Source organism: Pseudoflavitalea rhizosphaerae (assembly GCF_003991355.1).
GTDB classification, from domain to species: domain Bacteria; phylum Bacteroidota; class Bacteroidia; order Chitinophagales; family Chitinophagaceae; genus Pseudobacter; species Pseudobacter rhizosphaerae.
Genome location: NZ_RCSU01000006.1, coordinates 183,591 through 195,189, shown reverse-complemented (window position 1 = coordinate 195,189; position 11,599 = coordinate 183,591). Strand labels below are relative to the sequence as shown.

The 11,599-nt window shown below is 46.1% G+C and carries 13 protein-coding genes; 10 read left to right on the top strand and 3 right to left on the bottom strand.

Annotated elements, in window-relative coordinates:
- Positions 1 to 8 precede the first annotated feature (8 nt).
- Entirely contained in the window at positions 9 to 569 is a 561-nt protein-coding gene (locus D9Y29_RS12430) for an AAA family ATPase (protein WP_127128546.1), read from the top strand.
- A gap of 91 nt (positions 570 to 660) precedes the next feature.
- Entirely contained in the window at positions 661 to 1,056 is a 396-nt protein-coding gene (locus D9Y29_RS12425; protein WP_127128544.1) for an iron chaperone, read from the top strand.
- Positions 1,057 to 1,058: 2 nt separating this feature from the next.
- Here the strand turns inward: D9Y29_RS12425 and D9Y29_RS12420 are convergent, their stop codons facing one another.
- The gene (locus tag D9Y29_RS12420) at positions 1,059 to 1,889 is read right to left on the bottom strand and encodes a helix-turn-helix domain-containing protein (RefSeq protein WP_127128542.1); all 831 of its coding nucleotides are present in this window, start codon (positions 1,887 to 1,889) and stop codon (positions 1,059 to 1,061) included.
- Positions 1,890 to 1,975: 86 nt separating this feature from the next.
- Here D9Y29_RS12420 and D9Y29_RS12415 point away from each other — a divergent pair, with 86 nt between their 5' ends.
- The 6 genes from D9Y29_RS12415 to D9Y29_RS12390 all read left to right on the top strand — a co-directional run bounded on the left by D9Y29_RS12415 (position 1,976) and on the right by D9Y29_RS12390 (position 8,797).
- A complete protein-coding gene (locus tag D9Y29_RS12415) occupies positions 1,976 to 2,905 on the top strand; it encodes an NAD-dependent epimerase/dehydratase family protein (RefSeq protein WP_127128540.1) in 930 nt (309 codons plus the stop codon).
- Positions 2,906 to 3,071: 166 nt separating this feature from the next.
- Positions 3,072 to 5,465: an ABC transporter permease gene (locus D9Y29_RS12410; RefSeq protein WP_127128538.1), complete on the top strand. Its 2,394-nt coding sequence runs from the start codon at positions 3,072 to 3,074 to the stop codon at positions 5,463 to 5,465.
- Positions 5,466 to 5,516: 51 nt separating this feature from the next.
- Positions 5,517 to 6,302 carry a helix-turn-helix domain-containing protein gene (locus D9Y29_RS12405; RefSeq protein ID WP_127128536.1) on the top strand — a complete coding sequence of 262 codons (786 nt, stop codon included), beginning with the start codon at positions 5,517 to 5,519 and terminating at the stop codon, positions 6,300 to 6,302.
- A gap of 61 nt (positions 6,303 to 6,363) precedes the next feature.
- On the top strand, positions 6,364 to 7,209 hold the full coding sequence (locus D9Y29_RS12400) for an ester cyclase (RefSeq protein WP_127128534.1): 846 nt from the start codon (positions 6,364 to 6,366) through the stop codon (positions 7,207 to 7,209).
- A 139-nt stretch (positions 7,210 to 7,348) separates the two neighbouring features.
- A complete protein-coding gene (locus D9Y29_RS12395; RefSeq protein ID WP_127128532.1) occupies positions 7,349 to 8,143 on the top strand; it encodes a GNAT family N-acetyltransferase in 795 nt (264 codons plus the stop codon).
- Positions 8,144 to 8,164: 21 nt separating this feature from the next.
- A complete protein-coding gene (locus D9Y29_RS12390; RefSeq protein ID WP_127128530.1) occupies positions 8,165 to 8,797 on the top strand; it encodes a hypothetical protein in 633 nt (210 codons plus the stop codon).
- Between the two features lie 56 nt (positions 8,798 to 8,853).
- On the opposite strand, the gene D9Y29_RS12385 is transcribed toward D9Y29_RS12390, so the two are convergent.
- Complete coding sequence (locus D9Y29_RS12385; RefSeq protein WP_127128528.1) at positions 8,854 to 9,345, bottom strand: VOC family protein; 492 nt, start codon at positions 9,343 to 9,345, stop codon at positions 8,854 to 8,856.
- A 104-nt stretch (positions 9,346 to 9,449) separates the two neighbouring features.
- Between D9Y29_RS12385 and D9Y29_RS12380 the strand changes: the two genes are divergently transcribed.
- Positions 9,450 to 10,058 carry a Crp/Fnr family transcriptional regulator gene (locus tag D9Y29_RS12380; protein ID WP_127128526.1) on the top strand — a complete coding sequence of 203 codons (609 nt, stop codon included), beginning with the start codon at positions 9,450 to 9,452 and terminating at the stop codon, positions 10,056 to 10,058.
- Positions 10,059 to 10,125: 67 nt separating this feature from the next.
- Positions 10,126 to 10,941: a sterol desaturase family protein gene (locus D9Y29_RS12375; protein ID WP_127128524.1), complete on the top strand. Its 816-nt coding sequence runs from the start codon at positions 10,126 to 10,128 to the stop codon at positions 10,939 to 10,941.
- Here D9Y29_RS12375 and D9Y29_RS12370 read toward each other — a convergent pair whose 3' ends face one another.
- On the bottom strand, positions 10,942 to 11,526 hold the full coding sequence (locus D9Y29_RS12370; protein WP_127128522.1) for a dihydrofolate reductase family protein: 585 nt from the start codon (positions 11,524 to 11,526) through the stop codon (positions 10,942 to 10,944).
- Positions 11,527 to 11,599 lie beyond the last annotated feature (73 nt).

The following is an 11,599-nucleotide window of genomic DNA, read 5'->3' as shown; positions in this document are numbered from 1 at the left end:
TTGACCGAATGTTGCCATTACTTACAAAATCAAATTTCATCATCATCACCGGAGGCCCGGGTATGGGTAAGACTGCATTGGTGCAGCATCTCTCGGAATTAGGCTATCGTCATGTTCCGGAAACAGGCCGCGCTATCATTCAGCAACAGGTGCAGGATGGTGGCGATGCGCTGCCCTGGAAAAACAGGGCCGCATATGCACAACTCATGTTCAACAAAAGCCTGGAAGATTATTTCAAACTCATCACCAGTTCCGATCCTATTTTTTTCGACAGGGGCATTCCGGACGTGATCGGTTATCTGGAGCTTTGCAAACTGCCGGTTCCATATGCCATGATTGAAACGGCCAGGAATAACCGCTATCACCGCGATGTGTTCATAACGCCGCCCTGGCAGGAGATCTACGAGAATGATACGGAAAGAAAACAGGATTTTGACGAAGCCGTCAGAACCTGGGAAATGATGAAAGAAATATACACCCGCTTCAACTATAACCTGGTGGAAATCCCCAAACTACCAGTGAGTGATCGCGTCTGTTTTATGCTGGACCATCTTCACAATGTGCTGTGACGCTGATCACCCTGAAATTGTCGCAACCCACTTGTGCCGGATTCATGCGCTTGCGGTAAATTGCAGTATCCATTCACCTAAATACCGGATCATGCAAAACTCCAGGAAATTTAAAACAGTGGATGAATACATCGGTACATTTCCTCCCGATATCCAAATCAAACTGAGAGAGATCAGGGCGCTGATCCGCGAGGCTGCACCTAAAGCGGAAGAAATGATCAGCTACAATATGCCTAGTTACAAACAGAATGGCATGCTGGTGTATTTTGCCGCCAACAAAGCTCATCTCGGTTTTTATCCGGCAACTACCAGTCTGGAAGTATTCAGCAATGAGCTTTCAAAATTTAACGGCACCAAGGGTTCTGTTCATTTTCCCTATGATGCGCCGCTGCCTGCAAAATTGATTTCAGGAATTGTGAAACTCAGAACAAAGGAAAATGATGCGCTGGCAAAGATCAAAGCAGAAAAGAAAAAGGTGAAAAAATAGAATCAGTCCCTGCTCGTACAAAAGTCCCCGCTATCATTCATTCCCAGGAATTGGGTAGGCGTTCCGCCGGTATAGAATTTGAAATCCCTGATCAGATGGCTCTGGTCGTGATAACCAAACTGTACAATCAGGTCAAACCAATCAACTGGCTTACCCCTTTCATTCATAAGATACGCCACCACTTGTTTGAAGCGGAGATAGCGGAGTAGTTCTTTGGGAGAGTATCCCACATATTTTTTAAAGCGCATTTGCACAGCGCGCTCCGTGATGGCCGCTTTTTCAGCGATCACTCTGGAAGGACTAAGCGCGGGATCAAAAAAAACTGATGCATTTTCCAGCAGTGGCTGTACAGCATCTTCTCCTTCTTGTACAGCTTTTGCGATATAAGCTTTCAGTAATTCAACTCGAAGCTCAGCACTAAGTAAGCCATTCATCTCTTCCCAGAGCGTATTCAGATTGTCTGCATATTCAGCCACGCTATTTTCTTCCGACAGATTCACATTATTTGTGCTTAGCTTCATGAAGCGATAAAAACCATCATTCACGAAGGGAAGTGTAAGCAGGTCGGTTCCGGGTTGCAGCTCATAGTTGAGCATTTTCCGCATGGGGCCAATGATCCCGATCCTTTCAACCTGTTGCTCAGCGATCTCTTCATCGCCAAAAGAAAATTTGAGAGCTGGCCCGAAATTAAATACCAGAACCATCTCCAGGCTGGGTGAAAGATGGAACACAACAGGATCCGCATCCTCCTTCATCCTGATACCATAGATATGCCTCACTATTTCAGTGAGCACACCCTCAAGCTCATACCGTGTGCCATTGTCTGACCTCATCTGCTTCGTTTTCGTACAATGAGACGGGAACCCGCCGTTCTACATTTGTGTAACAAAACAAAAATAGACAAATAAAAAATCATAATATGGGATTACACACTTTACTGGGAGCCAACGGCACAATTGCAGATGCACTCGTTCCTGTTTTACAGGCTAATAATGAAAAGATAAGGCTGGTTTCCCGCAAGCCGAAACCCATTCCAGGCACAGAGATCATGGCAGCAGATGTGACCAACAGGGAACAGGTGTTTGCAGCGGTAAAAGGTTCGGAGATCGTTTACCTGCTGGTAGGCATTCAATACAATATCGATGTGTGGAGGGGGGATTGGCCCGTGATCATCCGCAATGTGATCGATGCCTGCAAAGCAGCCAACGCAACACTGGTATTCTTCGACAATGCATACATGTATGGAAAAGTGGACGGGCCCATTTCAGAAGAAACACCATACAGGCCTTCCAGTAAAAAAGGACAGATACGTGCAGCTGTTGCCACTACCCTGCAGGAAGAAATGAGATCGGGTGGGCTTAAAGCTATCATCGCAAGAGCCGTTGACTTCTATGGGCCGGGCGTAACGGAGAAAAGCGCCCCAGGACTACTCGTGTTCACCAATATGCGTAATGGAAAAAAAGCACAATGGTTCATCAATCCCAATGTTCCCCGCTCCTACAATTACACACCCGATGCAGGAAAGGCTTTGTACATGTTGGCGAAAACTCCATCCGCTACCGGACAGGTCTGGCATCTTCCCACAGTCAATCCGCCACTAACCGGCAAACAATTTGTTGCCAAGGCAGCGAAATACATGAATGCTTCAGAGAAATTGATAGTATTACCCAGATGGATATTGAAGATCGTGGGGCTCTTCAATCCATTCATGAAAGAGATGTACGAAATGCATTACCAGGATGAATTTCCATTTGTATTCAGTTCCTCCAAATTTGAAAAGGCTTTCAATTTCAAACCCACATCCTGGGAAGAAGGGATCCGACAGACGGCAGAATGGTATAAACAGTAGCAGGTGGGATAGTCAAATTCTCCGCCAATACTTACCCACGCAACAATAACAAAAAACTATTGTATATTTCTTGTAACAACTCCGTTCCTCCGGCCGTATAACCTTATTATCCGTGTTCCGGCACGGAGAAGGTATCACTTGTCATCACCATTAACCAACGCATCTCATGTTGAGAAACTACTTCAAAACTGCATGGAGAAACCTGAGCAGGAACAAAACTGCCACCCTTATCAATATTACGGGATTGATGATCGGCATGACCTGCTGCCTGCTGATCGGTTTGTATGCCTGGCATGAAATGAGCTACGATAACTTCCATGAAAAAAAGGATCGCATTGCCCGCGTGATCATGGCCTATCAGTTCTCCGGAGAAAAGGGCAATAAAGGAGATTTCACAAGCACTAAAGTATTGCCCACCTTCCAGCGGAATTTTCCGGAAGTGGAAAGTGGAGCACGCATGTTACTGAACAATGGCATCATCACAGTGGACGACAAACAATTTGAAGAATCGAAGATCCTCTTTGCAGATTCGTCTATGTTGAATGTATTCTCCTTCAGGTTATTGAAAGGCAATCCGGAACATGCACTTTCAGGTTTGTTCAAGATGGTTTTGTCTGTCTCCACTGCCAAAAGATATTTTGGAAACGAAAACCCGGTGGGACAGATCGTAAAACTCGGAGCCCAGGCCCAACCGTATGAGGTCACCGGTATAGTGGAGGACTGTCCTTCCAACTCGCAGATCAAATATGATATGATCGCGTCATTCTCTTCCAAACAACAGAACCAGGAGCAAACCTATTTCAATGCCAATTACACAACGTACCTGTTATTCAAAGATCCTTCGGGTATTGCCAGCCTGCAGCAAAAGCTCCCGGCTTTCATGAAGGAAGAGACGAAAAACATGAGCAATACCACCATCAACTTCTTCCTGGAACCTTTTAAAGATATTCATCTGTATTCCGGGTACGATGCAATGGAACCTAATACCAGTATCAGCTACATCTATATTATCGGGGCTGTGGCGCTTCTGATCCTTGCCATCGCCTGCTTTACTTATATTAACCTGAGCACTGCCCGCTCCATGGAAAGGGCCAAAGAAGTGGGTATCCGAAAAGTAGTAGGTGCTGAAAAATCACAAATCTTCCGGCAATTTCTCAGTGAATCCGTTACCCTATCCAGCATCGCACTGATACTGAGTTTTGGCCTCGCGATATTATTGCTTCCTGTTTTCAATCATTTATCTGACAGGCAACTGGAACCCCGCTTGCTCTTTTCTCCTTTCGTGATCGGCATGTGTTTCTTTGCCATCATTTGTATCGGAGTGCTTGCAGGGAGTTACCCAGCCATCGTTCTCTCGGCTTTTCAACCCGTTCGGGTCCTGAAAGGAGCATTCAAAGCCACTTCTTCAGGCGTATTGCTGCGCAAATCGCTGATCGTTTTCCAGTTCAGCATTTCTGCTTTCCTGATCATCGCCACCTTTATCATTCAAAAACAATTGCATTTTATCCAGAACAGGAAACTTGGTTACGAACGTGAACATGTACTGGTGCTGCCTTTTGATGAAAATGTAAGGAAAAACCTTGGCGCTATCAGAACAGAATTTAAGAGTCATCCCGATATCCTGAATGTATCCCGCACAACCAATGCCCCCACCCAGATAAATAGCGGATACAATATGCGAAGCGCCAATATGCCGGAAACAGAACAGATTTCCGTAAACGCCGTTATCATCGATGAAGAATACATCAAAACAACAGGCATACAGATTGTCGCAGGAGAAGACCTCAACCAGCAGGATATGCTGGACGTGGCTTCCACAGAACCTGATGCCAAAAAATATTATCACTTCATCCTGAATGAATCAGCGGCAGCCACCATGGGCTGGACGCCACAGGAAGCTATCAATAAATTATTCTGGTTAGATGAAAGCCGTCCTGGAATTGTGAAAGCAGTTGTGAAGGATTTCAATTTCCAGAGCATGCATAATCCCATCAAACCATTAGTGCTGTTCCCAGAACCCTGGGCCCGTCAATTGCTGGTGAAAGTTTCCGGCAAAAATATCTCCCAGACACTGGAACATATGGAAGCGAAATGGAAACTGCTGGTGCCAACGCGTCCCTTCAATTATCATTTCCTGGATGACGATTTCGATAAACTATACAGAAGTGAGATCAGACTGGGCAAAGTGATCAATATCTTCGCGGGGATCGCTATCAGCCTGGCCTGTCTCGGCTTGTTCGGTCTTTCATCCTATACCACGCAGCAAAGAATCAAGGAGATCGGAGTGAGAAGAGTGATCGGCGCTTCCGTTTTCAATATTGTATTCCTGCTGTCGAAAGACTTTGTGAAATTTGTTATTATTTCATTTGCTATTGCCACACCGCTGGCATGGTGGATCATGAACAACTGGTTGCAGGATTATGCTTATGCCATTAAAATGCCTGTGTGGGTATTTGCATTGGCCGCTGTACTGATCATTATGATCACTTTGATCACCATCAGTCTTCAATCCATCCGGGCTGCATTGATGAACCCGGTCAAAAGCCTGAGGTCAGAATAATCGATTCCATTCCCGGTAATGCCCAGGGCATTTTTTTTGGTAACTTAGTGCATGCCTTCCGGTATCACCATCTCCAGATTTTCGCCCAGCATTCCCCTGATGCCATTCATCAGGGAGTATATGATCATTGAAGCAGAACAGGAACTGATCAACAGCCTGGTTCCGGATACCTTTATGGCGATGGCCATCCGCATCAAAGGCAGAACAGGCATTCTCTCCGGCAATGACTTCACTGAAATGCCTTCCGGAATTATCAGTGGCCTTACCGATACCACCAGAAGAGTTGGTTACCACGACAACAGCGCCAACCTGATCATCGCATTCAAAGACGGAGGTATGGCCGCTTTCAGCCCGGTCCCCGCGCATGAGCTCTTTGCTAAAAGCATTGCTGCCGACAATATCTTTCCACCTGCAGAGCTGCAAAGCCTCAGTGAAAACATACAGGATGCCTTCACTCATGAAACACGCATCCAACTACTTGAGCAATTCCTTTTGAATAAATTGAAAAATACCCCCTCCGACCCGATGATCAACAGGGCGGTAGAGCTCATTCGAAAACACAATGGCATTATCAGGGTGAAAGACCTCGCCAAGGCATTGTATATCAGTCAGGATCGGTTTGAAAAAAAATTCAGGTCCAGGATTGGCACTTCTCCTAAAAAATTCGCTTCCATTACACGCATACGTAACCTCATCAACAATTACTCTGCCTATACTTCGCTTACAGATGCCAGTTATGATGCAGGCTTCTATGATCAATCACATTTCATCAAAGAGTTCCGCCAATTCACCGGGAAATCTCCTTCTGAATATTTCAGTGCTGCCCCTGCCTGGTAAAAAATGATTTTTTACAATTCCTGCACCCTGCGGGATTCTAGCTTTGCAATAAATCAAAAACATGAAACTTGTACAATACTGTATAGCGATGTTGATCATCACCATCACCCTTACTATACCCGCTCAGATGAAGGCTCAACACAATAAAGCAATCAAACAAAAAAAGGAGGCAGACATGGATCAACTGACCGCAAACAAAGCGCTCGTCCGGCAATTATTCGAAACAGCATTGAACCCAAGGAAATTTGAACTGGTGCAACAATTCATTCACCCTGAATATACCAGTCAAACAGGCCAGCAGGGACTGAACGCCTTCACCAGCCAGGTGACCGATCTCCTCAAAGCCAATCCCGACCTTCAATGGACCATCCATGAACTGGTTGCGGAAAACAATAAAGTATGGGCACGCTGGACCACCACCATTAATCCATCTTCAGATAAGCCCATCACCACAACAGGAATCGGCACGTATATTATCGAAAACGGAAAGATCATCCGCTCTTTCGCATTGATAGACAGGCTGAGCTTTTTTCAGCAAAAGAAACTATTGCCTGAAAATATCGGCATCTTGCAAGCAAAGGCAAGCCCTGAAAAAGTTATCTTTATCGATAGGTTTGTAGTGCCTGCCAGTGCTTTGACCGAATTCAAACAACGTGTGAAGATCAACAGGGAACTGATCAGGACCATCCCTGGATTCATCGAGGACGCAACTTTTGAAAATAAGGATTCAAATGGCAACACCATTTACGTTACTATTGCCCAATGGACATCACAGGAATCGCTGCAAAAAGCAAAAGAAGCTGTGCAGGCTGCCTACAAAAAAGAAGGCTTTGATATCGCAGCAATGTTGAGCAGACTTAATATTACGCTCGACCGGCAGCAATTAAAACCAGCCGCAGAACTTTAAAAATCAAAACCGGATACAATACAAACTCCGACGAATCCCAGCTCCCGTTGCACAACGCATCTTCATCAACAAATATCTTTTTAGGCCTTAACAAACAGCAGAAGATTATTGAGTAACTTCAATGCTACATCCATAGCATATGAATTTTCACACTACCGTTCCAATATTGTATTCAAACGATGTATTGAAAAGCCTGGAATACTACACAGATGTCCTGGGCTTCGATTGTAAATGGGACTGGGGATCGCCACCCACATTCGGAGGCGTGAGCAAAGATGGTGTTCAGATCTTCTTCTGTGAAAAAGAACAGGGCAATCCCGGTACCTGGCTCAGCATCATGCTGGATGATGTGGACGAATATTATGAAAAGATAAAAGCGAAAGGCGCCATCATTTTAGCGCCCCCCGAATCCATGACCTGGGGCATCCGCGAAATGCTGGTGCAGGACCATGATGGCCATTGTATCCGATTCGGACATAATATTGCTCACAGACCAGGCAACTCTGCTCCTTTACCGGATACTGTTCGCATCGTGGAGCGAAAGCCAACTGTTGAAGAATACAAAGAACTCGTTGCAGCTGTTGGCTGGACGGATTCACAGCAAAACGCAGACCCTGAGTTGATCCTGTCGGCTCCCATCTTTGCAGTGGTGGCGGAAGAACTGAATACAGGGAAAGCAATCGGATGCGCATTGTTGCTTGGCGACAATACCAGTTTTTATTATGTAAAAGATGTGATGGTACAGCCTGCCTGGCAAAACAAACATATCGGAACGGAAATGATGAACAGCATTTCAAAATGGCTGGATCAAAACGCACCCACCAATGCATTGGTTGGATTGTATACCGGGGGCTATCTCGCGCCCTTTTATAACCAGTTTGGGTTCAAACATGCATATGGCATGAGTTTTCGCGTACAGAACCGGCTACCTTAATTCCTGCATTAACCTCATGCCATGGACCCGCAGCCACCAGAAAAAAAAATCAGGTTGCTTTTTCCTGCTATCGGCGCCATCATCTTTTGTGGCCTTTACCTGGTTGCCGCCTGGCGATATCCCGGAGGGTCGCAAACAGATGCGAAGAGTACCGGCTTCAGCTGGACGCAGAACTATTGGTGCAACCTGCTCAACGAAACCGCTATTAACGGACAACCTAACAGCAGCAGAACGGTGGCCATGATCGCCATGCTGGTGCTGGCCATCACACTGATCTATTTCTGGTATTTCTTTCCACAGCAGGTGGGATTCAATACCATCAGCCGCCGCATCATCCAGGTTTCAGGAGCGGCGGCCATGCTGACGGGATTGTTCATGTCTGGTGAATCACATGATATGATCATCAACCTGGCTTCGTTGTTCGGCCTCATTGCCATTGGCGGAACATTTGCAGGATTGTACAAACTGAAATGGAAAATCTTTCTCTGGTTTGGTGTTTTGAACCTGTTATTGGTAGGACTGAATAATTACTTGTACTACAATGAAGCACTCAGATACTACCTGCCGGTAGTGCAGAAGATCACTTTCTTTAGTTTCCTGCTCTGGATCAGCCTGATTTCAGTGAAGCTGTATCGAAGCAGTCAGGAACAATAAAAAATCCGGCGAGAATGAAAGGTCCCGCCGGTTGAATTTATATCGATGTAAGAATATTATGCAGCGCTGACAGCAGCTTCCAGGTCTGCCAGTACGATCTTCTTCATCTTCATCATTGCCTGCATGGCAGCACCAGCTTTTGCCGGATCTTTATGGGTGATCAGTTCTATCAGCCTTGGAGGAGTTACCTGCCAGCTTAGTCCGAACTTGTCTTTGCACCAGCCGCACATGCTTTCCTGTCCGCCATCAGAGGTAAGTGCATTCCAGTACTTGTCGATGTCTTCCTGCGTTTCAGCCGGGATCACAAAAGATACACTGTCATTGAACTGTCCCTGTGGACCGAAGTTCAACGCCACGAAATCCTGTCCGAAAATATTGAAAGAAGCAGTGATCAATGTCCCTTTGGGAGCAGGTCCATTATCACCGGCACGCAGCTCGTTGCCCACAGTTGTTCCGGGAAAAAGATCTTTATAAAATTTGACGGCTTCATCGGCTCTTCCGTTAAAGCATAACATGGTGGTGAGTTTTTGCGAATTGAGCTTTTGCATATCGTTTGTGTTTTAAGGTCCGTAATTATTGACATCACAAACTTAGTTTTCTGATCTTGTATTGAAGAGGGCCAACTGCGACTAATATCGGGTATATTGCGTCCATGAGTTTTAATGCTGCAGCTAAAGAGATCCTGCAGGAGTTCCTGCAAAAACTAACCGGACTGAGCGCGGAAGAAACCGCTCCGCTCTTCAGCACCACACGCCATGTTCAACTGACCAACAACCAGGTTTACATACCCATCGGCGACAAAAGCCGAAAACTGGCCTTCATAGAAAAAGGCGTGATGCGCGCCTATGCCGTAAAGGAAAATGGAGATGAAGCCACGTTGTATATCAGGTGGGAAGGGCAGTTCATCGCATCCCACGATACCATCATCAATTACCAGCCCTCGCGCTTCATCTACCGCGCACTTGAAGATTGTACGCTGATGGAAATCGATTATGATACGCTGGACCAGATCATGCGCGAACAACCCAAATTTGAACCGCTCCGCAATTTCTTCCTGATGCGCATGCTCTCGGAAACCCTGGATATGATCGAGTCATTTGTATTCCTTTCTCCCGAAGAACGCTACCAGAAACTGATCACAGACCGTTTCAATATCGTGAACCGGGTGCCGGATAAACACCTGGCGTCCATGCTGGGCGTTACCCCGGTGAGCCTTAGCCGCATCCGCAAAAGGATCCAGCAGCAGAAAAAGATTAATTAACTTTTGTTAACCATTCCAGCCTGCACCTGCCTATACATTTGTTTTATCAAAAACATCCGGTATAGCCATGGAACAGGTAACCAAAATTTTCCTTGAAATCTTCAGCATCTCTGCTGTCCGTTATTTCGTGCTGGCAGGTATTCCCTTCCTGCTTTTTTATCTTTTCTTCAACAACAAAATGAAGCATCTCAAGATCCAGCAACGACAGGCTGCCCGGAAAGATTTCTGGAGAGAGATCTGGCATTCGATGCAATCCACTTTCGTGTTCACCATCATCATCGTGATCCTGGCCGCAACCCCGGTCAGACAGTATACCCAGATCTACACGAATGTTTCTGATTATCCTGTATGGTGGATCCCCGTTAGCGTGGCGCTGGCCCTCGTGATCCACGACACTTATTTTTACTGGTTCCATCGCCTGATGCACCACCCGAAAATTTTCAAGTATACTCACCTGGTGCATCACAAATCCACCAATCCTTCTCCCTGGACCTCTTACTCTTTCCATATGCTTGAAGCAGTAGCCGAAGGCGGTGTACTTGCTGTGTTGGTATTTGTGATGCCAATGCACGGGCTGGGAATTCTGTGGTTCACTATCGCAGCTTTTATCATCAACGTGTACGGTCACCTGGGATATGAGATCATGCCGAAAGGACTGAGAAAATCCTTCCTCTTCGAGATCATCAATACCTCAGTACACCATAACCTGCACCACAGCAAATTCAAAGGCAATTACGGCTTGTACTTCCGCTACTGGGACCGTATGATGGGAACAGAGAACCCCGATTATGTGAAGGAGTATGATAAGATCCAGGCCCAACGTTTCGGCCAGGAGGCCGTTCCTGCAAAAGTAGTGGCCGAGCCTGTTGCCAAAAGAGCCTGATCAATGCAGCACCTGGTAATGCAACAAGACCACACCGGAAGGAAATGTAGTGGAAGTGAGTAGTTGCAGGTCCTGCTGATCAAAATATTTTCCAAAGAAAGGCTTTCCCTTTCCGATGAGTACCGGGTGTATCCACAACTGGTACTCATCTATCATTTCTAGCTTTATCAATGCAGTCACCAATCTGCCGCTTCCATAGATGATGATGTTCTTGTTCTGACCGCCCGACTCTTCCCTTAATTTCTGCATCCCTTCCTCGATCTCATCTTTCAGGATAATCGTATTGGTCCAGTCTGCTTTCTGCATTCGTCTCGAAAACACAACTTTCTGGTGATGGTTCATCATTACGGCGTATGCATAATCTTCACGGGCACAAAGCGGGTTGGAAGTCTTCCCCGGCCAGAATCCGGCCATCGCCTGATATGTAACGCGACCCAGCAGTATCGTATCCGCCTTGCTCAGCTCTTTAGCCAAATGCTCACCCATCTGAGGGTCCCAGCATTCGAAATGCCAGTCGAGCTCCCCATTGGGGCCAGACATATAGCCATCCAGCGTAATATTCATCGATACAATCACTTTGCGCATTCGTCCAGATTTTAGTGTACGGGGTTAATAAACAGTATTATCCTCCATACAAAATTATCCAGTCGTACACTGG